This window comes from Gammaproteobacteria bacterium, from assembly GCA_021647245.1.
Lineage (GTDB): Bacteria > Pseudomonadota > Gammaproteobacteria > RBG-16-57-12 > RBG-16-57-12 > JAFLJP01.
In genome coordinates this window covers 16,612-41,594 of the sequence record JAKIVC010000016.1, presented here as the reverse complement: position 1 = coordinate 41,594, position 24,983 = coordinate 16,612, and the positions used below count along the sequence as shown (strand labels likewise).

The following is a 24,983-nucleotide window of genomic DNA, read 5'->3' as shown; positions in this document are numbered from 1 at the left end:
AAGCGCCATTGTCACGTTAAAGAACCGATTAGGCAAGTAGCAAATATGATAGGCCACACGGCTGTTTTTTTGCTAAAAAAGCATTAATATACCCCCTTTTCACTCCTCATTTTAAGGTCATTACGTGGACGATTTCACCCTGGGGCAACGCTGGATTTGTGATGCCGAGCTTTCGCTTGGCCTCGGTACTGTTATGAGCGGTGACCTTCGCAGTGTCACCATCCTGTTTCTCTCAAGCGGTGAAACCCGTACCTACAGCAAACAGAGTGCGCCATTAAGCCGAGTCTCCTTTGCTCCGGGTGACCTTATCCCCAGCCATGACGGATGGAAAATGCGCATTAAATCCCTGCAAGTTGATGAGGGTGTGATCACCTACCTGGGAGAAAGTGAGGCGGGTGAAGCGGCTGAACTACATGAGAGTCAGCTTGATAATTTTATCCAGCTCAATCGCCCCGCAGACCGTCTTTTCAACGGCCAGCTTGATGCCAGCAAGCTATACCAGCTACGCTGTGAAACTATCCACCACCAATATGAGCAAGCACGCTCACCACTGCAAGGCTTGACGGGTGCTCGCACCACGCTAATCCCCCATCAGCTGTATATCGCCCATGAAGTGGCCAACCGTTATGCACCCAGAGTGCTGCTGGCCGATGAAGTCGGCTTGGGTAAAACCATTGAAGCGGGGCTGATCCTTCACCAACAGCTGCTCACCGAGCGCGCTCGGCGGGTACTGATTGTGGTGCCAGAAAGCCTTTCCCACCAATGGCTGGTAGAGATGCTGCGCCGTTTTAACCTCAGTTTTAGTCTGTTTGATGAAGAGCGCTGCCTGGCGATCGAGGAGAGCAGCGGTCTTGACAACCCGTTTAGCAGTGAGCAGCTCGTATTGTGCAGCCTCGGTTTTTTGGTTAATAACCCCCAACGTGCGTTGCAAGCACTCGCAGAAAAGTGGGATCTATTGGTAGTTGATGAAGCCCACCACCTGCAATGGTCACCCCAGCAGGAAAACCCGGAGTACCAACTCATTGCCCAACTAACTGCCAAGATAGCCGGCGTATTACTACTCACCGCCACACCTGAGCAGCTGGGTAAAATGAGCCACTTTGCACGCCTGCGGTTGCTTGATCCGGATCGATTTCCTGACTATGAGAAATTTATCGAAGATGAGAAGGGTTATCAATCCATCTCCTCGCTGGTTCAGCATCTTTTGAGCGAACAGCCCATCACACCAGAGCAAGTTAGTCACCTGAAACAGGTACTAGGCGAAGATGAGCATCTGCACACATTGCAGATCGTGCAGAAACCCGTAGCGAATAAGTCACATGGCGAGGCTCGTGAATCACTGATTAACTCACTCCTTGATCGCCATGGCACCGGGCGCGTTTTGTTCCGCAACACCCGCGCCACCATAAAGGGCTTTCCTGCCAGGGAGGCTACGCTCTATCCACTCCCCCTTCCGCCTCCTTACGCTGAAATACTCCGTGAATTTGAAAACAGCAGCCTCAGTGACCCACAGCAGCTGCTCTCCCCCGAGCTGCTCTATAGAACCACGGATAACCCAGTGCCGTGGTATCAATTTGACCCTCGCATCACCTGGCTGCAAGAGAGATTAACCACACTTTGTCCCAGCAAAATATTGCTTATCACCGCCAGTGCCACCACCGCGCTGGAGATTGCCAAAGCACTGCGCATTCAATCCGGCACCCATGCGGCAGTGTTTCATGAAGGGATGGGGATTGTGGAGCGCGACCGTGCGGCCGCCTATTTTGCGGATGAAGCCAGCGGTGGTCAGCTGCTCATCTGCTCCGAAATTGGCTCAGAGGGGCGAAACTTTCAATTTGCCCACCACCTGGTGCTGTTTGACCTCCCCTTCAATCCGGATCTATTGGAGCAGCGCATCGGCCGCCTCGATCGTATCGGCCAATCACAAACGATCCAGATTCACATCCCCTACCTAGAGAACAGCGCACAGGCCGTGATGGCCAGTTGGTACCAGCAAGGACTCAATGCATTTGCGCATACTTGCCCCGCTGCACAAGGCCTGTTTAGTGAGTTGCAACCCCTGTTAACTGAAGCACTGCATCAGGTAGAGCAGCTAGACCATGACATCAGCGACCTAATAGCCACCACCCAAAAACAGCATCAACAGCTCAACAAGGTGCTGCAACAAGGACGCGACCCACTACTGGAGATCAACTCCTGCCGCCCCAAAATCGCACAAGCACTGGTGCAGCAAGCGGCCGCTCAGGAACAACCCGAGCAGCTTCACTGCTATCTGGAGCAACTATTCGACTGTTATGGGGTTGAGAGTGAAGAGCATGATGATTCCAGTTACCTGATTCGTCCCGGCGACCACATGCAGGGACACTTCCCCGGCCTGCTTGAAGAGGGCATGCTGATCACCTACCAGCGCAACATCGCACTCTATAATGAAGATATGCACTTTCTCACTTGGGAGCACCCCATGGTACAAAATGCTATGGAGATGATCAGTAGTAGTGAGCTGGGCAACAGCTGCCTGATAGTCATCAAACAGCAAGGTCTGCCACCGGGTAGATTACTACTTGAAACGCACTTTTTGCTGGAGGGAAACCCCGGCATTGTCGAAAACAACCGCCGCTACCTACCCCCCACCCCGCTGCGTGTGCTGGTTGATGCCGATGGCAATGATATTGGCAGAAAACTGAGCTATCAGCAGCTCAACCTGCTCTCGTTACCGATTGATAAGGAGACCTCAGCACAAGTGATCAAAGGCTACAGTCAAGAGATAAGAGAGATGATCAAAAATGCCAGCACCCTGGCCGAAAGCCAGCTCCCTGAGCGGCTGGCGCGAGAGCACCAACAGAGCAAACAATCACTGCAGCGTGAGCTGGATCGATTGGTGGCGCTAAAACCACACACCCCCCATATCCGCGAAGAGGAGCTTGAATTTTTCAGAGGTGAATTAAGCAATCTGGAGAAGCTGTTTCAAACCGCACAACTCAGGCTGGATAGCCTGCGGGTGATTGTAAGCACCTGAGTTATGCGGGTGTCAAATAACCGGTACAGCGAGCGCTTCACCTTCTCGCCCACTGTTTCTCTCGCAGATTGTCAGGCACCTGTAAAAACACCACTACTCACCGTTACACTTTGGCTCTATGTGAAATAGAGTGCTTACAATCCCAGCGCGTATGCGACAAACGCGGGGAGTCTCGCATGGCTTTACTTTTCTCTTGGTCGAGAACAGAGAGTACGCGTTGCCGTAGTCTCGGTAAAACCTATGCAAGTCTCCCCAGGGGTTTACCCAATTGAATGATGCATAACCCCATTGTCCATTGATTTTATAGGAAATACCCCCTCCATTGTCGGTATCAGCGATTACGAATGGTAGGGACTCTTCTCCGCTCTTTTTTGCCAAACATATCACTTTGCCGCACAATAGGTGTTTTGCTGAGTATCGATATCGACCACCATGAATCTACATGAATTTCAAGCCAAAAAGCTGTTTCGCGAGGCGGCTATTCCGGTGCCGCTCGGTGAAGTGGTGGATAGCCCTTCTGCGGCGGTTGAGACGGCTAGTCGTTTAGGTGGTCAGCAGTGGATTGTTAAGGCGCAGGTGCATGCGGGTGCGCGGGCAGCGGCGGGCGGTGTGCGCTGTTTTAGTGATCTGGAGAAGTTACGCCTCTACGCAAAAAGCATGTTAGGTGAACGGTTGATTACCGCCGAAAACGCTCCCGATGGGCAACCTGTGAATCACCTTTTAATCGAAGCACCTTGTGGTATAAAAAAAAGCTATCGATTGAGTCTGATGTTTGACCCCCTGCTAGGAGAAATTATATTTCAGGGTGCAGCGCTTGCGCCCGTTGATGGCGCTCCTGAGCCACCTTCCTGCACTCCATTTCATGTCAAAGTAGATCGTTCCTCTGGGTTACACTGTTTTCAACGTCGCCAGCTTGCGGTTGCAATGGGTGTTGAGAAGGCGAGCTGGTCGCAATTTTTCGATATAACTCATGCGCTATATCAGCTGTTTATAGAGAAAGACCTGCTGTTGATTGAGGTGGATAGTTTGGTGGAGAGTGAACGAGGGGAGATGATGGTCTTGGATGCCCGGGTTCAGGTCGATGACAATGCCCTTTATCGGCAGCCTCAGCTGGCACAGCTGGAAGATTTGAGCCAGGATGACTTTCATCATAACCACACCGATAGCCATGGTCTCGGCTTTATCACCATGGAGGGTGATATCAGCTGCATTGTAAATGGCACCGGACTTGCGCTTGCCACCTTGGATATGATTCAGCTAAAGGGTGGCCAGGTTGCCAATATTATTGATGTAAACAACGAGGTGAGCATTGAGACGCTGGCTGAAGCGTGTGGCTTTGTTTGGCAAAAAGAGCATTGCAAAAGTATTTTAATTAATATTGTGGGTGGTATTGTGCAGTGCAATATTGTCGCCGCCGGAGTGCTTGAAGCGATGCGCAGATATGGTGTGAGTTGTCCGGTGGTTGCACGGATAGAGGGCAGCCTCGTTGAAGAGGCGAAACTACTGTTTACACAGGCAGAGCAACGGGTTGATGTTGTTCAGGCACTGGATGATGCGATTGTCGCGGCTGTTTTGGCAGCGGATTCATAATGGCTATTTTAGCCGACAAAAACACACGGGTTATCTGCCAGGGCATGACCGGCACCGAAGGCTCCCACCACGCCGCCCAATGCATCGCTTATGGCACCGACCTAGTGGCGGGTGTAACACCGGGAAGGGGTGGTGAGAGACACCTTGATCGCCCAATATTTGACACCGTCACTGAAGCCGTTGAGGCAACCAATGCCACTGCTTCGATGATTTTCGTTCCCCCGTTGCAAGCGGCTGACGCTATTCTTGAGGCGACCGATGCGGGTATCAAAACCATTGTCTGCATCACTCGGGGTATTCCCGCGCACGACATGATAAAGGTGAAGGCGATTACTCGCGCACACGGGGTCAGCTTGATTGGCCCGAATTGCCCTGGAATCATTACCTCAGGGGAGTCCAAGCTGGGTATTATGCCCAGTGCGATCCACAAAAAAGGCACTATTGGCATTGTTTCACGCGCTGACAGCCTCACCTATGAAGCGGTTATGCAGACTACCCAGATTGGGCTGGGGCAGACCACCACTGTGGGCATTGGCAGTGATTTTGTCATGGGGATGGACTTTATTGATGTCATTAAGCTTTTTGAAGGTGATCGGCGCACCAAAGGGATTATTTTAGTGGGCGAAATAGGCGGTAATCTTGAGGAGCGCACCGCACAATATATTGCCGATGAGGTGCGTAAACCGATGTTAAGTTATATCGCCGGTGTAATGGCACCGCCAGGTAAGTATATTGGCGGTGTCGGCATGATTCAAAGTAGTGGTATTGGCAGTGCAGCCTATAAATGTGCGGTGCTTGCTGAGGCCGGGGTACAAATTGTACAGAGTCCGACTGAGTTAGGGCCACGTATGCTGGATTTTTTTGAAGGTTGATGAATGGCAGGGCAGAGTAATAATCTACGCATTGTAATGGGACAACTCAATATGTTGGTCGGTGACGTAGAGGGCAATGTTACCCAGCTGGTTGATGCGGCGGTACGCGCACGGGACGAGCTCGATGCGGATGTAATCCTATTCCCGGAGCTGGCACTTACCGGCTACCCACCAGAAGACCTGCTGTTACGTGCGGGGCTGTACCAGCGCATTAACCTCGGGCTTAAGCGGTTGCAGCAACAGATGATCGGTATCACCGCAATTGTTGGCTACCCGCAGCAGCTCAATGGCCACACTTATAATGCGCTCTCTGCCATTGCAGAGGGTGCTATTTTGGCCACTACCTATAAACGATTTTTGCCAAATTATGGTGTTTTTGATGAAAAACGCTATTTTGATTCGACGACAAAGCCCCCCGCAACCCTTGAGGTGAATGGTTTTAAATTAGCACTACTGATCTGCGAAGATATGTGGCATGTTGAACCAGCCGCTGAAGCCGTTGCACAAGGTGCAGAGCTACTATTAGTGGCCAACGCTTCCCCCTATCACGTAGCCAAGGGAGAGGAGCGCATTAAAGTGGCTCGGCAGCGTGCCCGTGAAACCGCATCTCCCATTGTCTATACCAATCTAATTGGCGGCCAGGATGAGCTGGTTTTTGATGGTGGATCGTTTGTTGTGGATGCACAGGGAGATCTGCAACAGCAGGTGCCATTCTTTGAAGAGGGGCTATTTGTCGCTGAGTTTTTTCGCAGCAACGATGGCATCACTACTCAACGTGGCATCAGCCAACCCACCTTTCGCGAAGAGCGTAATATCTATCGTGCGCTAGTGCTTGGGGTGCGGGATTACATTGATAAAAACGGCTTTAGTGGCGCAGTACTCGGGCTTTCTGGGGGCATTGACTCAGCGTTGACGCTGGCGATTGCAGTGGATGCCATTGGCGCTGATCGTGTTGAAGCGGTCATGATGCCCTCACGCTACACTGCCGACATGAGCCTTGAGGATGCCGCAGAAGAGGCGGTGACACTGGGTGTCGATTACCGTGTGATCACTATCGAACCGCTTTACGATGCTTTTATGTGCAGCCTGGCTGATGAGTTTTCCGGTTTGCCAGCGGATACCACCGAGGAGAACCTTCAGGCACGCTGCCGCGGGGTGCTGTTAATGGCCATCTCCAATAAAAAAGGTAAAATTGTCTTAACCACCGGTAACAAAAGTGAGATGGCAGTGGGTTATGCCACACTTTATGGTGATATGGCGGGTGGCTTCGCGGTACTGAAAGATGTGCCCAAAATGCTGGTATACCGCCTGTCTGAATATCGCAACGCCCTTTCTAAGGTCATTCCGCAGCGGGTCATTGATCGCCCACCCTCTGCTGAGCTGGCACCTGACCAAAAAGATCAGGATAGCTTGCCACCCTACAATATTCTGGATGCTATTTTGGCGCGTTATGTGGAGCAAGAGCAGTGTATTGAGGAGATTATTGCTGCGGGATTTGAAGAGAAAACGGTTAAGCGGGTGGTTCGCTTGGTTGATCTGAATGAATACAAACGCCGCCAAGCGGCCCCAGGGGTGCGAGTCACGCAACGGGCATTTGGTCGTGACCGCCGCTACCCAATCACTTCAGCTTATAACCGCCGACAACGTTGATTTTATTGCGGTGTCGCTTGGTGCGAGCAAAGTGCCTAAGCAGGTTTTTCACAGAGCGTTACCACCTCTTTCATCTGCCGGCGTGACGAGAGTTCGGGCAATTCGGCAGGGTAACCGATGGTCAAGATGGCTATCGGTTTCAGCCCCTCTTTTATCTTAAGCGCGTCTATTAACGGCTGCTCGTCAAACTGACCAACCCATGCCGATCCCAGCCCTGCGGCAACCGCGGCCAGTTGCGCGTATGCCGCAGCTATAGTGGTATCTTGCAGGGCGTAGAGTGCCTCGCCTCGCGCTGCAAACTCACTGGCTGAGCGTTGTGGGTCACTGCAAAACACCAAGCAGAGTGGCGCTTCATTAATAAATGACTGCCCTTGTGCTGCTGCGGTGATCTCGGCGCGCTGCTCTACAGACGTTACCGCATAAATATGATAAGCCTGTAGATCGCCCGCACTGGGAGCGGCGCAGGCCGTTTCCAGTATGGCGTGCAGTTTCTCTTGTTCTACCGGCATGTCGGCCTGATATTTACGCACTGAATGGCGGTTTCGTACCGTAGCAAAAAGGTCCCACATCTTGTTATCTCCTGTTAAGCATTGGCCAGTTTGTCGAGCAACTCGGAAATGGCCGGGTGATCAGGGTCGTTATATTGCAATACTTTGAGTGCATCCTGCGCCAGGTCAATATGTTTGAGCAGAATATAGGCTTCTGTCATAGCTGCCAATGCATCCCCTGTTGAGGGGGTACCATTAAATCGCTCCAGCACCTCTTTACTGTGATTAACCGCGGCGATATAGGCACCACGTTCTATATAGTGTTGGGCGATATGTACTTCATTACGCGCCAAACTGTTACGCAGAAACAGCATGCGTTGCCTGGCATCGGCAACATAGCGGCTACCCGGAAAGCGACTAATCAGTTCTGAAAAGTAGTAAAAAGAGCGCTGCACAGACTCCGGATCTCGCTTGGCCGGGTCGACCTTGAAAAGATCATCCATGAAACTATCGCGGCTGTGAAAGTGCGCTAAACCACGTAAATAATAGGCATAATCAACATCAGAGTGGGTTGGGTAGAGCTTGATGAAACGGTTAGCCGCAGCGATTGCTGATTCAGGGTCATTCACCTTGTAGTAAGCAAAGGCATTCATCAGCATCGCCTGCTGGGTGAGTGCTTCAAACGGAAAGCGACTCTCCATCATTTCGAAGTGTTCGATTGCAAAGGTGTAGTCCTCATGGCGCAGTGAGTCGACCCCCTCTTCGTAGAGTCGTTCAGAGCTCCAGCCTGAAGGCATATCGGCCTCCAAAGTGGCGCAACCACTTAAATGCAGCGGTGCCGTAACAATAAGGATAAAAAATACTTTTTTTATTAAACATAACAGGTGATCAGACATAGATTGCTTTTAAAAACTGGCTAGTGACAATACGCTAGTGTAGTGCATCGCACGGCATGAGGAAATAGAGGAGATGAGAAAGCGATCACACACTGTGCGCAGGGGCTGCTGCGGCGAACTTTCCCCCAATATAAACGCCGCACTATACCTCGCATGATTGATACGGCATAATGCGGGCGAACAAACATTTATTAGGATGATAAAAAATGAACACTCTAAAAACAGTACCCTTAGCACTCCTTCTGCTGCTCACCCTGGTTGTCACCGGCTGTGGCGGTACAAATGTTATGCGGGTAGATGCATCAGAAGAGCATGCCATCAGCGATCGCTGGAACAGTAAAGATTCACAGCTGGTCGCTGATGAGATGATTACTGACATGCTCTCATTCCCTTGGTTGAAGCGCTTTAACCGCGCACATCCGGGCGAACGTGCGGTTATTATGATTGGTCGAGTTAAAAATAAATCACACGAGCATATTCCGGTTGATATGTTTATTAATGACATCAAAAAAGCCGTTATTCGCAGCGATTTGGCTGACTTTGTTGTCAGTGGTTCAGAGCGCCAGGATCTTCGTAATGAAAAATCAGACCAGGATCTGCACGCAGCGCAAGCCGTTGAGGCGGGACAAGAGCAAGCATCAACCTTTATGCTCTCTGGCTCAATTAACTCGATTGCAGATAAATCCGGTAGAAAATCTGTAACCTCTTATCAGGTCGATTTAAAGCTGATTAATGTAAAAACCAATCGTGAAGTGTGGGTGGGGCAGAAGAAAATTCAAAAAGTTTCTGAGAAATCTATGCTTAACTGGTAACCATAAATCCTCAATTTTGACAGAGCCAGCCTTCACCGGCTGGCTTGCCAAGATTAGTCGCGCTCATCAATCCATGTCATCTGTATCGCCTCTAACACCTTTTCGCCCGTGTGGCTTGGATCATCATCAAACTCAGCAAGTTCAATGACCCAGTTGTGCAAATCGGTGAAACGTACTCGCTTTGGGTCAACATCCGGGTGAGCCTCGTCCAGTGCGATGGCGATATCAAATAGATCTATCCACTTCATTTGCTCCCCTCCGAAACCAAGTTAATGGTGTATTTGGGTATCTCCACCACCAGCGTTTCATCAGCAACCACTGCCTGGCAGCTGAGTCGAGAATCGGGTTCCAGCCCCCACGCTTTATCCAGCATATCATCTTCATCTTCAGTCGCTTCATTCAGTGAGTCTGCACCTTCGCGGACGATGACATGGCAGGTGGTACAAGCACCGACTTTCTCACAGGCGTGTTCAATCTCAATGTCATTTGCCAATGCGGCATCACAAATACTGACACCTGGCTCGGCCTCAATCACAGCACCTTCTGGGCAGAGGGTTTCGTGGGGTAGGAAAATGATTTTTGGCATGTTAAATGTCATCCACTTGATGGCCAGCAAGGACCTGTTTAATACTGGCATCCATGCGCCGGGCTGCAAAGTCAGCGGTCGCTTTTTGTAACACAGAGCTGTTCTGCTGGATAGCGCTGTGGTCATCACCATTCATAACGGCTTTAAGAGCCGATAGTGCTTGCTCGATTGCTGCTCGCTCCTGATCACTTAGCAAGCGGGCATCTGCATTGAGCGCCACATCAACCGACTCGACTAAACGGTTAGCCTCTACCTGAGCTTCGCGCAGGCGACGCGCCTCCAAATCCTCTTTTGCATGGCTCATCGAGTCGCGCAGCATGCTCTCAATTTCACTCGCCTCCAGTCCGTAGGAAGGTTTTACCTCTACACAACTCTCAACGCCTGTGGTCAGCTCTTTGGCAGACACCGTCAGCAAGCCATCTGCATCCACTTGAAAAGTAACCCGTATTTTCGCACCGCCAGCGGCTTTTGGCGGAATTCCCCTGAGGGTAAAACGCGCCAACGAACGACAGTCAGAGACCAGCTCTCGCTCACCCTGCAACACGTGAATCGTCATTGCCGTCTGACCATCTTTAAACGTAGTAAAATCCTGAGCACGCGCCACGGGGATTGTGGTGTTGCGCGGCACCACTTTTTCCACCAGCTCGCCCATCGTCTCCAGCCCCAGTGAAAGTGGAATAACATCCAGCAGCAGTGCATCATCAGCCGGTTGATTGCCTACCAGAATATCCGCTTGTTGCGCCGCACCCATCGAGACAACTTTGTCGGGGTCTATGGTGGTGAGTGGCGCTAACGCAAAAAACTCACCCACTTTTTCTCGCACCAGTGGCACCCGAGTGGAGCCGCCGACCATGACCACCTCTTTAATTTCATCCACGCTGATATTGGCATCTCGCATCGCACGCCGACAGGCAACCAGCGTCCGTGAAACGAAAGCCTCTACCCGCTGATTAAACTGTTGGCGGGTTATTTCACCCTGCCACGCCACACCAAAGCTGGCATCAAGCTTAATAGTGACCGACTCGACCTCTGTCAGCCGCTCTTTGGCTCGTCGGGCTATCGCCATCACATGGCGTAACTGATTATGCTTGGCATCATCATCAATCTTCGCCTGTTCCATCACCCACTCAGCCAGTACCCGATCAAAATCATCGCCACCTAGCGCCGAATCGCCGCCGGTTGAAAGCACCTCAAACACCCCTTTTTGCATCCGCAATATGGAAATATCAAAGGTACCGCCACCCAGATCATAGATGGCATGAATACCCTCTGCACTCTGATCAAGCCCATAGGCCAGCGCTGCCGCCGTTGGCTCATTCAGCAGGCGCATCACCTTTAATCCCGCGACCGTGGCAGCATCTTTGGTTGCCTGGCGCTGTGCATCATCAAAGTAGGCAGGCACGGTAATAACAACACCGGTAAGCTCGCCACCGAGAGTCGACTCGGCTCGTAGCTTCAGTGTTTTAAGGATTTCAGCAGAAATTTCAACAGGACTGACATCACCCACAACGGTGTGAATACGTGGCATCTGACTATCACCCGCAACAAACTGATACGGTAGACGTGCTCCGAGGTGTTTAATGTCTTCTATGCCACGCCCCATGAGGCGCTTGACGGATGCGATGGTATTCAGAGGGTCTTCGCTGGCAGCCGCCAGCGCTTGCGCCCCCACTTGGGGCGCTGCGTTTTCGCGATAGCGCACGACCGAGGGTAAGATATACTCCCCCGATTCGTCGCACAGCGCTTCAGCAATACCATTACGAACACTGGCGACTAATGAGTTAGTCGTACCCAGGTCGATACCGGCCGCTAAGCGATATTGATGGGGGGCGGCACTAAGGCCGGGTTCACTGATTTGTAGTAGTGCCATGACGTTTCTTTAATTCATTGAGAGTGTTGCATGATTTGTTTTTTCCTTGCCGGAATGAAAACGACTTCTCGTGCAACACTCTCTCATTGATTGGATTGGCTTAAGTGAGACGCTCTTCCAATGACGCTGCCTCTTCATATAGTTTATTGAGAAATTGTAACTTAATCACCTCATCACAGGCAGGCTGAAGATCATCTTTTGCGGAAAAAAGAGCCTGCAATCGATCTTTACACGCTTGCTGCTGCTGTTGTACATGTGTGAAAAGCGCGCCTAGCTGACCTAAATCCTGGTTGGCTGCAATCATCTCTAACTCTTCCCGCAGCTGCATCTGCGTCATCAGGAACTCCGTATCATTCAGGGTATGCTGCTGACACTCAACATGCTTTAGCTGTAATAGATGGCGAGCGCGGCAGAGATCGTCTCGCAGTATCCGGTAACCATCATTGACCAAGGTCGCTTTTTGTTGAGCCAGGCAACGCTCGTGAGCTGAGGCGTTCACAAATCGGTCAGGGTGAACGACCCGCTGTAGCTCTCGATAAGCGCGGCTTAGCTGCGACGGGTCAATTGCGAATTGAAGCGGCAATTGGAATAGCTCAAAGTAGTTATCAGTGCAAGGAAGGTCGATCATCAGACGTTAAAGCTTTCACCACAACCACAAGCATCTTTAACATTGGGGTTGTTGAATTTAAAGCCCTCATTCAGCCCCTCTTTGGTAAAGTCCAGCTCGGTACCATCCAGATAAAGCAGGCTCTTTTCATCAACGATAATCTTCACCCCTTTATCTTCAAACACTTGGTCACCCGGCTCAAGCTGATCCGCAAACTCAAGCACATAAGCCATGCCCGAACAGCCGCTGGTTTTCACACCCAGACGCAGGCCAACACCTTTGCCCCGGCTTTCAAGAAAGGCTTGAACATGGCCTGCGGCCGCCTCAGTCATTGTTAGCGCCATATGCTTCTCCTTACTGCTTTTTCTTAAGGTCTTCTACTGCGGCCTTAATGGCATCTTCTGCCAGTACCGAGCAGTGAACCTTAACCGGTGGCAACTCAAGCTCATCGACAATTTCAGAGTTTTTAATGCTTAACGCTTCATCCAGTGTCTTGCCTTTCACCCACTCGGTAACCAGTGAACTGGAGGCAATAGCAGAGCCGCAACCGTAGGTTTTAAAGCAGGCATCTTCAATCACACCCTGATCATTAACTTTGATCTGTAGCTTCATCACATCACCACAAGCGGGCGCACCCACCATGCCGGTACCCACATTTTTCTCTTCTTTATCAAACGAACCCACATTGCGGGGATTTTCGTAGTGATCGAGTACTTTTTCTGTATATGCCATGATAATTACCTCTGAATCTTAATGGGCTGCCCACTGAACTTTTTCGATATCGATACCCTCTTTATGCATCTCCCACAGCGGCGACAAATCACGTAGCCTACCCAGCTTTTCCTGGATCAATTTAGCCGCAAAGTCCACATTTTCTTCAGTGGTAAAGCGACCAAATGAAAAGCGTAACGAGCTATGTGCCAACTCATCACTGCGACCAATCGCACGCAACACATAAGAGGGTTCAAGGCTTGCGGAGGTGCAAGCGGAGCCGGATGAAACCGCCAGATCCTTCAGCGCCATAATCAGTGACTCCCCCTCAACAAAGTTAAAACTGATATTCAAATTTTGCGGAATACGCTGTGTCATATCACCATTAATGTAGATCTCTTCAATACCCTCAACACCTTTAAGGAATCGCTCACGCAAGGCAGTCGCGTGCTCGGTCTCCATCGCCAGCTCTTCACGGGCGATACGAAAGGCCTCACCCATGCCAACAATCTGGTGTACCGGCAAGGTACCCGAGCGCATCCCACGCTCATGGCCACCACCGTGCATCTGCGCCTCGATACGGATGCGCGGCTTACGGCGCACATAAAGTGCGCCCATTCCCTTAGGGCCATATATTTTATGGGCAGAGAGTGATAACAGATCAACCTTCAGGCTCTTCATGTCGATGGCCACCTTGCCGGCACTTTGTGCGGCATCCACATGAAAAACAATACCGCGCTCACGGCAGATCTCACCTATCTTGGCAATATCCTGAATCACCCCTATTTCATTATTAACGTGCATAATGGAGACTAAAACGGTGTCATCACGCATCGCCGCTTGCAGCTTATTCAGATCAATCAAGCCGTTACTTTCAGGGTCGAGATAAGTCACCTCGAAACCTTCGCGCTCCAGTTGACGGCAACTATCCAATACCGCCTTGTGCTCAGTTTTACAGGTAATAATGTGCTTGCCCTTCTTGTTGTAGAAGTGCGCCGCGCCTTTTATTGCCAAATTGTCCGCCTCAGTTGCGCCGGATGTCCAGACAATCTCTTTGGCATCGGCACCAATCAGGTTAGCCACCTGGTTGCGTGACCACTCAACGGCCTCTTCTGCCTGCCAACCATAGACATGGGAGCGAGAGGCCGGGTTACCAAACTCACCGTCCATGGTCAGGTAGTTCATCATCTTTTTGGCCACACGGGGATCAACCGGGGTGGTTGCAGAGTAATCGAGATAGATTGGACGCTTCATAATTTACACTTACCTTTCAGGTGTTCTACTGTCGCCAGGAATATTTTCATTTGATCGTATTTAATAACGCGCCACACTGCGCATCATCAGAATTTTATGTTTCAAAGCCACAACGACATTTTCAACATCTTGTGCTGTATTAGCGCGCCCCAAAGAGATGCGTATGGAGGCTTGAGCCAACTCATAAGAGACCCCCATTGCCGTTAACACATGGCTTGGCTCGCCTTTGGTACTTTCACAGGCAGCGCCACTGGAGACCGCAAATCCCATCTCGTCGAGAGCCATCAGCATGGTTTCACCCGCAACCCCTTCAACAGCAAACATCACGGTATTAGGCAGCCGCTCCGCCTGCGTTGCAAACAGCACCACACCCTCAATGGTTTGGAGCATTTGCTCTAATAATTGGCGCAGTAACAACAGCTGTTGCCGGTTTTTTTCAAGCTCATTTGCCGCTATTTCGGCAGCTCGACCAAAACCAACAATGGCGGCTACATTTTCTGTACCTGCACGGCGTGTTCTCTCTTGGCCACCTCCGTACATAAGGGGTGCCAAATCAATGGACTTTTCAACGACCAACGCACCACACCCTTGCGGCCCATAAATTTTATGGCTGGAGAGGCTCATCAAGTGAGCCATGCTGGCGGGAAAATCGACCTTGATTTTCCCTAGTGCCTGCACCGCGTCGCAATGAAAAACTGCGTTATGCTCGCGACAGGTGGCAGCCAAGGCCTCAATGTCCTGAATCGTGCCGGTTTCGTTATTAGCCGCCATGATCGAAACCAGTCGGGTCTGGCTATCAATCATACCCGCCAGAGTATCCACTTCGACACGCCCTGCTTGGTCAACAGGAATCCTCTCAATCTGCCATTTCAGGCGATCCATATGTTTTGTGCCGCGCAGCACCGACGGGTGTTCAATCGTACTGATCAGCACCCGGCCCGGTGGTTGCCGCTGCGCCAATCCAGAAAAAACCATGTTATTGGCCTCGGTCCCGCCACTGGTAAAAATGACCTGTGATGGGTGAGCATTTACCAGTGCGGCGAGCTGCTCACGTGCGTTGTCGACTGCCCGCCGCATATGGCGGCCAAAGCCGTGCACACTCGAGGGGTTACCATAACTTGCTGTTAAAAAGGGGTGCATTGCTTCAAGCACACGCTCATCCAGCGGCGTTGTCGCATTGTGATCCAGGTAGGTGGACACGTTTAAATGGCCGGCTCAACCTCGGCCATATTGGCCACTCTATTTAAGGGTGCCACGCCATTGTCACCCTTGCGCCCTACCAAGTCACCCAGACTGATGCTCGCCAAAAACTCATGAATCTTCTGGCTCAACTCTTCCCACAACTCATGGGTCAAGCAAGGGCCATCACCCGAGCAGTCTGCTTTTCCGGCACAGCGCATCACATCAACATATTCATCTACCGCAGTGATCACCTCCACCACGGCTATTTCAGCCGCCTCGCGGCTAAGGCGGTAACCACCACCCGGCCCACGGGTGCTGAGCACCAGGCCATTTTTACGCAGGCGAGCAAATAACTGCTCTAGGTAAGAGAGGGATATCCCTTGGCGCTGAGAGATTTCAGACAAGGTGATCGGGCCACTATCACTGTGAAGAGCCAGATCCAACATCGCGGTCACCGCATAGCGGCCTTTGGTGGTTAATCTCATTCAGATACCTGCATTAAAGATTCAATAACGCTACCGGGCTACTCAAAATATCTTATTAAAGATGCCGTGAAAATCTCACGAAAACCTAAGCCAAATAATTCATAAATTACGTAAACAAATGAAACATCCGGACTAGCATTGAATAAAACCCTGTAAAACAATAAACTTAAGCAATTGGTAAGATACTACTCTTACCTTACTGTTTTTGTCAACTTTACAACCCAACAAAAATAAAGCGGGCTAACGGGACTACAATGGCTCTTTTTTCTCTTTCGGTGTTAGTTCGCACGCCTCTATATCCGGCAACTCCAGCTGACTCACCTTAAGGCCATCTTTCTCCATCGCCTTGCAGAGGCTCTCCATGTTTTTATCCATAGCATGAATATGATCCAGCATCAGGTGAATCGCATTGGCAACGGGGTCGGGCATGTCACCAGTGGCACCGTAAGCATCAAAACCCATCTTTTCCGCAATTTTTTGTCGATTACGCAACTGCTCGTCACTGGGCGATACTTCTTTGCTCACCACCCGCCCGGGAATGCCCACCACGGTGGCACCCGCCTCAACTGACTTAACAACCACCGCATTGGAGCCAATACGCGCACCCTCACTAATGATGATTGGCCCCAACACCTTTGCGCCTGCACCGACAATCACATTGGCCTGCAAGGTAGGGTGACGCTTTCCTTTATTCCAACGTGTTCCACCCAGCGTAACCCCGTGATAGAGCGTGCAATCATCACCAATCTCCGCAGTCTCTCCGATCACAACACCCATTCCGTGGTCGATAAAAAAACGCCGCCCTATTTTTACACCCGGATGAATTTCAATACCGGTTAACCAGCGCGAAATATACGAAACCATACGCGCTAGCCATTTCAAGCCGAGTCCCCAGAGCCAGTACGCCAGACGATGGAGAATGAGCGCATGTAAACCTGGATAGGTGGTCAGCACTTCAAACATATTGCGTGCGGCGGGGTCTCGCTCAAATACGCAAAGAATATCTTCTTTCAAACGTGTAAACATAATCGTTTCTTTATCAATTAAATCGCTTTAACAAACACAGGGCAGGAATCACTTCCCACATATCATATTACTGATTGTCCGCTGCAATACGCGCCTGCCGCTGAGCAGCACTCAATATACCCCGCAGGATATTCACCTCGCGACGCTCAAGTGCCGTCCGATTGTAGAGGCGCCGCAGTCTTCTCATTAGTTTACGAGGTTTATCCGCATCGAGAAAGTCGATCTCGATCAGCGTTTGCTGCATCTGCTCATACATTCCCTCCAACTCTTCAGATGTAGCAAGTCGGTCAGGCACCGCCTGCTCATCCTGAGCAACATCTCCCTGTAGCAACTGCATACGCAGCTCATAACAGATGACCTGAATGGCCGCCGCCACATTGAGTGATGAAAATTCCGGATTGCAAGGAATGTGCACAAGATGACTACAACAATCCAACTCCTCATTGGTAAGACCACTGCTTTCGCGACCAAAGACAATCGCAACCTCCACGTCTTCACTATAAGGTGCAACAAACTCAGCGCACTCACGGGGATTAAATTCAGGCCAGGCGATTGACCGGCGGCGTGCACTGGCACCCACCACCACACCGCACGCCTCTACCGCCTGCGCCAATGAATCAGACACAACCGCTTGATCCAGTATATCGCTCGCACCCGATGCCCGAGCGAAGGCATCATTATCAGGAAAACGGGCCGGCTTCACCAAATGGAGTCGCGACAGCCCCATATTTTTCATTGCACGGGCACAAGCACCGATATTCCCCGGGTGCGTTGTTTCGACCATCACAATACGAATATTCGCTAACTTCATGATACTCCACATATCGCTTTGAACGATCAAGTTGATTGATTTTAGAGAGGTTCTGAACGGCATCAATCCACCTTGAATTGGCCCAGAGCACCCCATGGTAACAAATTCGGCAGATCGACGTTTCATGGCATTGCAAAGACTGTTAGAATGTCGCGCCCGCAGGCTCGCCAACCATGAGAGAATGAATTAATGAATCCAATGCTGAATATCGCTATCCGAGCCGCACACCGTGCAGGTGATTTTATCGAGCGCTCTCTCGAACTCTGTGACACGCTGGATGTCACCTCAAAATCCCACAATGACTTTGTCAGTGATGTTGACCGGCATGCGGAACGAGAGATTATCGACACCCTCAAAAAAGCCTATCCTGAGCACGCCATTCTTGCTGAAGAGAGCGGTCTCCAGCAGGGTAACGAGTATCAATGGATCATTGACCCGCTGGATGGCACAACCAACTTCCTGCACGGCTTCCCACAATTTGCCGTTTCAATTGCACTAATGCACAAAGAGCGTCTGGAAGTTGCCGTTATTTATGACCCTATGCGTCGTGAAACATTCACCGCCAGCCGGGGTGGTGGCGCAAAGCTGAATGACCGAAAACTACGTGTAACCAAACGCCGCAGCCTTGAGGGTGCACTCCTCGGCACTGGCTTTCCCTATAGTGACTTCAGCTACCTTGACAGCTACATGAAAACGCTGGAAGCACTCATACCCAAAACAGCCGGTATCCGCCGCCCAGGCTCGGCAGCACTGGATCTTGCCTACGTGGCTGCAGGTCGTATTGATGGTTTTTGGGAGTTTAACCTCCAGCCCTGGGACATCGCCGCAGGCACGCTTATCATACAAGAGGCGGGCGGCATAGTGACCGATTTTTCGGGGGGTGAAAATCACCTAAAATCTGGCAATATTATCGCCGGCAGTCCCAAAGTATTCCACGGCATCCTCTCCACTATCAAACCACTGCTACCCGAAAAATTTCAGTGTTAATAAACTAGACCAAGCAGCGTGAGGGCGTCAAACTTGACAGTGACTCCTGCTCTGTTTTGACTCAGTCGTCATTACGCTAGGTCACTCAATTTATATAATCTGTGGTAGAGTGTGGGTGCTTTAAATTAAAGGTATTACTTCACTGCCATTTTAGATATCGAGTGAGTCTGATTAGTACTATGCCCCCCCCCACACCAGATAATACCACCGCACAACGCAAAACCCGACTATCGCGCCTGCTGGCCAAGATGCCAATTGCCTACAAACTGGCACTGTTATTTACACTCTTGATAAGCAGTAGCATGATTCTGCTCGGCTTGATCATCACCCACAACCACTCACGCCTTATTGACCAGCAATATTTAGAGCTTGGAGAGACCGTTGCCAAGCAGATGGTTGAGTCAGCCAAAGATTCGCTACTGGCTAATGACCCACTGGCGCTGGAGGTGATTACCAATAATCTTTTAAATGACAAAAGTGTACTGGGTGTGGCGCTCTACTCAGAACAGGGAGAGGCACTTGCCCTGGCAGGCATTGCGCCGCGTAAGCTCTCAGAAGATGCCTTGAAAAAGTCTGCCCGCATTCAATGGCAGCACACCTATAGTGACGGTGGAGTGGGAAAACAGAGCGCATTCGTGGCTCCCGCACTGTTTAAAGATGTGATCGTTGGTTACGGCTTAATCACCTTGAGTCAGTCAAAAATGCGCCAGGCCCAGCAACAAATCATACGGGCACTACTGGTTACAACGCTGGTACTGCTGATATTTGGCACCATCATCTCACTCTACCTGGGGCGACGTGTCACGCGCCCCATCACGAACATGGCCAAGGCCAGTGCTTCCATCGACCACGGTGAAATGAAAACGCCCGAAATAACCGGCCAACCGACGGATGAAGTGGAACGCCTCTTTGTCTCCTTTAGTAAAATGCAGGAGGGGATGCGGCAAAGAGGCGTATTAGAGAAGAGCTTCTCTCGCTACGTCTCCCCTTCGCTGGCCAAAACAATCGTACATGACACCCAGTGGGAGCAACTGGGAGGGCGCTACGTCGATGCCAGCGTACTGTTTGCCGATGTAGTGGGGTTTACCCAGCTTTCAGAAAAATTACCACCGGACGAACTGAGCTCACTACTTAATGATTACTTCAGTTACATCAGTAAAGCTGCCGACTTCTTTCAAGGACATGTGGATAAATATATTGGCGATTGCGCCATGCTGCTGTTCGGTGTGCCTGACGATGACTCAGATCACCGCTACCACGCCATTAGCTGTGCCGTGGTGATTCAAAAGCTGATAGCACTGGTCAACCAGCATCGGCAACGCCATGGATTGCGAATATTGCATTTCCACATTGGTGTAAACAGTGGGCGAATGCTGGCCGGAAACATTGGCTCACCCGAAAGGATGAACTACACCGTGATTGGTGATACCGTAAACCTTGCTTCCCGACTCGCCTCGGCGGCCGAATCAAACCAAACCATTATCACCCAGCAGTTGCTGGATGAGCTATCTGCCGCAAAGCACACGCCCGTTGTCACCCCTCATGGCACACTGAAGCTACGAGGGAAAAAAGAACCCGTAGAGACATATTGGGTCACAGACATTGGCGATGCGCGGGAGCAGTGTTATCAACTATTCAAGAAAACCCTTATTCCCAATGCAAAAAAATAAAACCTTTTTTCAATCCACCCTGCTGATCTTGATCATAGGCACTCTCAGCGCCTGCGCACCACTGCAAGAGAAAAAACCGACACCGCCCTCCAACCTCAACGTAATTGAACTCATCATCCGTGGTGACTACGCCCAGGCACTCACACAAGCAGCCAACAACCCGGATGAGCGGCAACAGGTCGAAAAAGTTATCGCCAACTACGAGGCCGCCCTGCCGAAAAAACTGGAGCAACAGATCAGTGACCAGCGCTGGGAAGAGGCCAACCGACTGCTATTACAAGCTGAGCACCGCATCCCCGACAGCCCGGCATTAAAACAAGCAAAAGCACGCTGGAAAGCCATCCAGGAAAAAGAGCAGCAACACCTTGAAATTGAGCGACTCATCGCCAACTCAGAAGCACTCTATGCCAACATGACCATTGATCGACAACTGCTACACCTCGACCCTGAAAATCCAGATGCAAAAAAGCGATCTCTTAAATATCGTAAAAAAACACAATCAATGGTCAAAAAACTACTAAAAACAGGTCAGCAAGCCCTACAAGAAAAGAACCTGGTTCTCGCCCAGCAGACACTACCGCTGGCCTATCAGCTAAGCGCCACAACAGAGAGTAAAAAGGCCAAAGCAGCGCTGGAGAACGTACTGACGCAACAGCACCAGGAGAACATAGAGCTGAGGCAACAGAGCCTTGCCCAACAGAGACGGCAACGGCTCAGAGCGTTAACCTCACAACTGGAAAGTGCTCTGGAAAAAAGAGAGTTGGAGCGAGCCATCGTCCTCCTAAAACAGGCCGAAGCAATCAACAGAAACAGTGAAAAGATTCAGCCACTACAACAGCAGCTACACAAAGCGATCGAGCAAGTTGTCGAGCAGCACCTAGAGCAAGGCAGAAAATATTACCGCCAGGACCAGTTTTCCGATGCCATTACCAGCTGGAGCCAAGTACTAAAATTGTCCCCGGACAACAAACAGGCACAAATCAATATCCTGCGGACCGAGCAGGTGATAAGCAACCTTAAAAGATTGACCGAAAAAGATAAAAAATGAGGTCACTATTCAAAATTTACGGCTCTTTATTAAGCTGAGCATGCGCCTGCCACATTCCCCATAATGCATGCTCCAGGTTCCTTGAAAATAGCGCAGAATCAAACAGTGGTGATGAACTAACCTGCTCACGCAACCCAGCGCGGAGTGCGGCCAACAGGGGTAAATCACTCGCCAAAGTAACCGCCTTATCAATATAGTCTGTCGTACTACTCACCACCCAGTCATTTAATCCCACGACCCTGTTAATACTTTCCCCCTGCTTAGCCAGCAGAGCCTCCCCAGCCAGCGTCAGTGTCGGCACCCCCATCCACAGCGCCTCACACGTTGTTGTCCCCCCAGGGTATGGGAAGGTATCCAATATCATATCGACATCTGAGTGCGCCATCAGATATGCCTCTCGAGATATTGCTTCATACATATCAACCCGTTCAAGGTTGATTCCATGCTGCTGTATGCGTTGCGAGACCTCCTCGACCACATCAGCACTTGCAAACTGCTTACACTGCCAACGCAAGCGAGCATTGGGTAACGCAGAGAGTATTTTTGACCATGTATCAAGCACTTCATCACTGACTTTTGCTAACACCTGAAAACAGCCAAAAGTAATAAAACCACTTCGCAACGCAGGCAAGGTTGTGACTGTAGAATCACCCTTTGGCGGTGTAAAGCACAATCGCGTATCAGGCAGATACCATACCGTTTCACTAAAATCACTCTGCCGTGCTTCGGGTACACAGATCTTATCGGCTAACAAATAATCGATCTCCTTCACACCCGTGGTTGCAAAATAACCCAACCAACTCACCTGCACGGGAGCCGGTTTCCACGCAAATACAGGCAACCGGTTATGGATAGAGTGACCAGAAAGATCAACCAAAACATGTACCGCATCGCCATGTATTAGCTCAGCAGCTGCCTGGTCGCTTTGGCCGAATAATGGCTTATAATGGCTAAACAGTGGCCTTATACGATCAGTAAGCTCATCAAACTGAGGTTGGGTAGAATAAGCAATTAACTCAATTTTTGTAGAATCTATTTGAGCCAGCAGCCCTTCTAAAAAAAATCCAACAGGATGAGTCCGCAAATCTCCTGATACAACACCAACACGCAATCGCTCGGGGGAGACAGCACACCGCCACGCAGTGAATGGCGATAGCGCTTTTTTAGTGACCATTCGACCATACTGATGAGCCTCCTTTAAAAAAGCGGGGGAAACATGGGCGGCAGAGTAATTCTGGAGAAAGAGCAAACTACTAAAGGCCGCAGGAAAATCAGGGTCTATTTCTAAAGCCTGGCGAATACTCTCAATCGCATTATTAAGCTGCCCAAAATCGCATTGCGCATTAGCCAAATTATTTAATGCCTCCGAGGACCTTGGATTAATGGTCAGCGCACGCCTAAAACAATCTACAGCCTCATTAAGCGCCCCAAGTTCCACCTGAGCATTGCCCAGATTACAATAAGCCGCTGCATTGCCCGGGTCTATCGCCAGTACACGTTTAAAGCAATCTTTTGCTTCACCGAACTCACCAAGATCTATCTGAGCATTGCCTAAATTATTCATTGCCTCGACATAGCCTGGGTTGACCTGCAACGCACAATTAAAGCTACTCACCGCCTCCTCAGTTTTACCCAGTTGCCTCAGCGCTATCCCCATGTTGTTATGCGCTATCGCACTGTTTGGAGCCACTTTAAGCGCCCGGCTAAAGCTAGCCACCGCTTCAGTGAAATTACCAAGACCACTCTGAGCGCTGCCCATATTACTTAACGCCTCACTGTAGGCCGGGTTAATGTGAAGTGCCCTTCGAAAACAAGCAATCGCCTCTTCAAAGCAACCCATATTCTTCAAAACAGAACCCAGATTAAAATGCGCCTGAGCATCATTAGGCATCAATATCACCGTTTTCTGAAAAGCTGGCAGGGCAACCTTCCCCTGCATTAACAAAGCAACACTTAATAACTTCCAAGCAGGGCCCGCATCTGGAAATCGCTCAATCAAAGAACGGCTCCCACTTTCCAGCTCACCATAGCGCCCCAAATTGTAGAGACTGACAAGCGAGTTAAATTCCGCATCTGAGGGGTTAGCAGAGCGCAGCTTCCCTTTTTTTTCACAACATTTCTTGAATTTCTTTCCGCTTCCACAGAGACACGGAGCATTTCTTCTTGAGTGTTGAATAGACATTGATGTCTCCTATGTTTATTAATTTGTAAACGCAAGGAAACATGGCGCCCCTCACAGAACCGCACTTGAAGATTCCCCTCATACGGCTCTTCAATTTAATTCACAACTTTATGTGGCTGCGTAAAAAATTATGCCCAACCCGTGGTTTCGGCAGTGGGTAGAGAAGAAGATAACTCATCATTTTTTCCCAGCTCATTTTCCGCTTCTGACTTCGTCTGTTCATCCACTTCTTCGCGAGTTTTATGGCCAGTTTGTAGAACTTATAAATGGAACGGTAGTTTTCACTTACCCCGTAATATTCATAATGCCCTCGAATTTTTGCGCCTAATATCTTCCACCAGTCTTTGGTTAGCACTTGGTTTCTGATTGCGTTCAACCATAGATTGAGCTCATTCAGGGCAGCCAGCACTTGCTCCAGTAGTGTTCGATGTTTTTCCTTTAGCTTTACAAATAATTGTCGTCCCGTCTTAACCACCTTTGCCGCCATGGCATACAAGCGCCAAGGTGGCAAATATCGTCTAGGTGAAAGCGGCCTTCATACTGCATTAAAATGAGCGCCTTGATGAATTCAGATGGTTTATACACGCGATTACTTTTGGGCAGCGGAAAGTGGTGATCAATACGCTCGGCGAGATTGAGAGAGTCCATTAACTGGGCCGTGGCTAATAAGCCGGCACGGGATGTGAGTAAGTCGTTTGTGGTATCAAGTTTGTAGGGTAGAATCATCATAAGCCTTGAGCTGTGCACCCATTGGATGACGGTGGGTTTCGTTGCTAACCATTATACAGCCAAGGCTTTCTGCGGTTTAGAGGTTTCTATCTGGGGGTCGGGAGGCCTTAGCTTTGCTTGGCAAAACTCATTTTGCCCCCTATTGTCCCAGCTTGAATCTAACAAGGCTGTAGAAAAACCCATTCAGAGTCACTTACTACCTGCCCAGTATCTCTTTTTTTGATCACCCTAACCATTACTCAGTTCCACATCACTTTCAATGACAATCATCTTTCAGTCCGATATTTACCTGTAAATGGCGGTATTTTCGGGCTATTGAGCGCTTTATTTGACCTCTACTTTACCCTCTTTCCATAGTTGGCCAGTTTCTCTCTAATTGCGCACTCAGTAGTAGAGTTGCCATTGGCCTTGTACTTTGTTTTTTCCTCTCAAGCTAAAGCGATTGAGTCCTTTGTTGCTGCACATGTTGGCGAATACGGGTTGACCGCCATGAACGACGGAAATGCAGATA

Annotated in this window: 23 protein-coding genes and 1 pseudogene; 8 read left to right on the top strand and 16 right to left on the bottom strand. The window is 50.2% G+C overall.

Annotation, left to right across the window (positions count from 1 at the left end):
- The first annotated feature begins 124 nt into the window (after positions 1-124).
- The 4 genes from rapA (at position 125) to L3J94_06125 (ending at position 7,128) form a co-directional block, all read left to right on the top strand.
- Positions 125-3,016, top strand: a complete 2,892-nt coding sequence (rapA, locus tag L3J94_06140; GenBank protein MCF6218330.1) for an RNA polymerase-associated protein RapA — start codon at positions 125-127, stop codon at positions 3,014-3,016.
- A gap of 432 nt (positions 3,017-3,448) precedes the next feature.
- Positions 3,449-4,606 carry a succinate--CoA ligase subunit beta gene (sucC, locus tag L3J94_06135; GenBank protein ID MCF6218329.1) on the top strand — a complete coding sequence of 386 codons (1,158 nt, stop codon included), beginning with the start codon at positions 3,449-3,451 and terminating at the stop codon, positions 4,604-4,606.
- A complete protein-coding gene (gene sucD / locus L3J94_06130; GenBank protein MCF6218328.1) occupies positions 4,606-5,478 on the top strand; it encodes a succinate--CoA ligase subunit alpha in 873 nt (290 codons plus the stop codon). The genes sucC and sucD overlap by 1 nt, the downstream gene beginning before the upstream one ends.
- Before the next feature lie 3 nt (positions 5,479-5,481).
- Positions 5,482-7,128 carry an NAD+ synthase gene (locus L3J94_06125; GenBank protein MCF6218327.1) on the top strand — a complete coding sequence of 549 codons (1,647 nt, stop codon included), beginning with the start codon at positions 5,482-5,484 and terminating at the stop codon, positions 7,126-7,128.
- Between the two features lie 35 nt (positions 7,129-7,163).
- Here the strand turns inward: L3J94_06125 and L3J94_06120 are convergent, their stop codons facing one another.
- Both L3J94_06120 and L3J94_06115 read right to left on the bottom strand, forming a co-directional pair.
- On the bottom strand, positions 7,164-7,697 hold the full coding sequence (locus tag L3J94_06120) for a nitroreductase family protein (GenBank protein MCF6218326.1): 534 nt from the start codon (positions 7,695-7,697) through the stop codon (positions 7,164-7,166).
- A 14-nt stretch (positions 7,698-7,711) separates the two neighbouring features.
- Positions 7,712-8,512, bottom strand: a complete 801-nt coding sequence (locus L3J94_06115) for an outer membrane protein assembly factor BamD (GenBank protein MCF6218325.1) — start codon at positions 8,510-8,512, stop codon at positions 7,712-7,714.
- A 206-nt stretch (positions 8,513-8,718) separates the two neighbouring features.
- Here L3J94_06115 and L3J94_06110 point away from each other — a divergent pair, with 206 nt between their 5' ends.
- The gene (locus L3J94_06110; protein ID MCF6218324.1) at positions 8,719-9,324 is read left to right on the top strand and encodes a penicillin-binding protein activator LpoB; all 606 of its coding nucleotides are present in this window, start codon (positions 8,719-8,721) and stop codon (positions 9,322-9,324) included.
- A gap of 53 nt (positions 9,325-9,377) precedes the next feature.
- Here L3J94_06110 and iscX read toward each other — a convergent pair whose 3' ends face one another.
- From iscX to L3J94_06055, 11 genes are all read right to left on the bottom strand, one after another.
- On the bottom strand, positions 9,378-9,572 hold the full coding sequence (iscX, locus tag L3J94_06105; protein ID MCF6218323.1) for a Fe-S cluster assembly protein IscX: 195 nt from the start codon (positions 9,570-9,572) through the stop codon (positions 9,378-9,380).
- Entirely contained in the window at positions 9,569-9,910 is a 342-nt protein-coding gene (gene fdx / locus L3J94_06100) for an ISC system 2Fe-2S type ferredoxin (GenBank protein ID MCF6218322.1), read from the bottom strand. The genes iscX and fdx overlap by 4 nt, the downstream gene beginning before the upstream one ends.
- Position 9,911: 1 nt before the next feature.
- Positions 9,912-11,780 carry a Fe-S protein assembly chaperone HscA gene (gene hscA, locus L3J94_06095; GenBank protein ID MCF6218321.1) on the bottom strand — a complete coding sequence of 623 codons (1,869 nt, stop codon included), beginning with the start codon at positions 11,778-11,780 and terminating at the stop codon, positions 9,912-9,914.
- Positions 11,781-11,880: 100 nt separating this feature from the next.
- Positions 11,881-12,408: a Fe-S protein assembly co-chaperone HscB gene (gene hscB / locus L3J94_06090; protein MCF6218320.1), complete on the bottom strand. Its 528-nt coding sequence runs from the start codon at positions 12,406-12,408 to the stop codon at positions 11,881-11,883.
- Positions 12,408-12,731 (bottom strand): iron-sulfur cluster assembly protein IscA, encoded by a 324-nt coding sequence (gene iscA, locus L3J94_06085; GenBank protein MCF6218319.1) that lies wholly within the window; start codon positions 12,729-12,731, stop codon positions 12,408-12,410. Before iscA ends, hscB begins: the two co-directional genes overlap by 1 nt.
- 10 nt (positions 12,732-12,741) lie before the next feature.
- Positions 12,742-13,119 (bottom strand): Fe-S cluster assembly scaffold IscU, encoded by a 378-nt coding sequence (gene iscU, locus L3J94_06080; protein MCF6218318.1) that lies wholly within the window; start codon positions 13,117-13,119, stop codon positions 12,742-12,744.
- An 18-nt stretch (positions 13,120-13,137) separates the two neighbouring features.
- Positions 13,138-14,352: an IscS subfamily cysteine desulfurase gene (locus tag L3J94_06075; protein ID MCF6218317.1), complete on the bottom strand. Its 1,215-nt coding sequence runs from the start codon at positions 14,350-14,352 to the stop codon at positions 13,138-13,140.
- A 60-nt stretch (positions 14,353-14,412) separates the two neighbouring features.
- The gene (locus L3J94_06070; protein MCF6218316.1) at positions 14,413-15,552 is read right to left on the bottom strand and encodes a cysteine desulfurase; all 1,140 of its coding nucleotides are present in this window, start codon (positions 15,550-15,552) and stop codon (positions 14,413-14,415) included.
- 2 nt (positions 15,553-15,554) lie between these two features.
- Positions 15,555-16,019 (bottom strand): Fe-S cluster assembly transcription factor, encoded by a 465-nt coding sequence (locus L3J94_06065; protein MCF6218315.1) that lies wholly within the window; start codon positions 16,017-16,019, stop codon positions 15,555-15,557.
- A 249-nt stretch (positions 16,020-16,268) separates the two neighbouring features.
- The gene (cysE, locus tag L3J94_06060) at positions 16,269-17,045 is read right to left on the bottom strand and encodes a serine O-acetyltransferase (GenBank protein MCF6218314.1); all 777 of its coding nucleotides are present in this window, start codon (positions 17,043-17,045) and stop codon (positions 16,269-16,271) included.
- Between the two features lie 67 nt (positions 17,046-17,112).
- Positions 17,113-17,856, bottom strand: coding sequence for an RNA methyltransferase (locus L3J94_06055; protein MCF6218313.1), 744 nt, complete (start codon positions 17,854-17,856; stop codon positions 17,113-17,115).
- A gap of 189 nt (positions 17,857-18,045) precedes the next feature.
- Between L3J94_06055 and suhB the strand changes: the two genes are divergently transcribed.
- The 3 genes from suhB to L3J94_06040 all read left to right on the top strand — a co-directional run bounded on the left by suhB (position 18,046) and on the right by L3J94_06040 (position 21,561).
- On the top strand, positions 18,046-18,843 hold the full coding sequence (gene suhB, locus L3J94_06050) for an inositol-1-monophosphatase (protein ID MCF6218312.1): 798 nt from the start codon (positions 18,046-18,048) through the stop codon (positions 18,841-18,843).
- A gap of 161 nt (positions 18,844-19,004) precedes the next feature.
- Positions 19,005-20,513, top strand: a complete 1,509-nt coding sequence (locus L3J94_06045; protein MCF6218311.1) for a HAMP domain-containing protein — start codon at positions 19,005-19,007, stop codon at positions 20,511-20,513.
- Positions 20,500-21,561, top strand: coding sequence for a hypothetical protein (locus tag L3J94_06040; protein ID MCF6218310.1), 1,062 nt, complete (start codon positions 20,500-20,502; stop codon positions 21,559-21,561). The genes L3J94_06045 and L3J94_06040 overlap by 14 nt, the downstream gene beginning before the upstream one ends.
- 16 nt (positions 21,562-21,577) lie before the next feature.
- Here the strand turns inward: L3J94_06040 and L3J94_06035 are convergent, their stop codons facing one another.
- The 3 genes and pseudogenes from L3J94_06035 to L3J94_06025 form a co-directional block, all read right to left on the bottom strand.
- Positions 21,578-23,743 (bottom strand): tetratricopeptide repeat protein, encoded by a 2,166-nt coding sequence (locus L3J94_06035; protein MCF6218309.1) that lies wholly within the window; start codon positions 23,741-23,743, stop codon positions 21,578-21,580.
- Positions 23,744-23,843: 100 nt separating this feature from the next.
- Complete coding sequence (locus L3J94_06030; GenBank protein ID MCF6218308.1) at positions 23,844-24,230, bottom strand: hypothetical protein; 387 nt, start codon at positions 24,228-24,230, stop codon at positions 23,844-23,846.
- A 626-nt stretch (positions 24,231-24,856) separates the two neighbouring features.
- A pseudogene (locus tag L3J94_06025) lies at positions 24,857-24,955 on the bottom strand (transposase).
- Between the last annotated feature and the right edge of the window lie 28 nt (positions 24,956-24,983).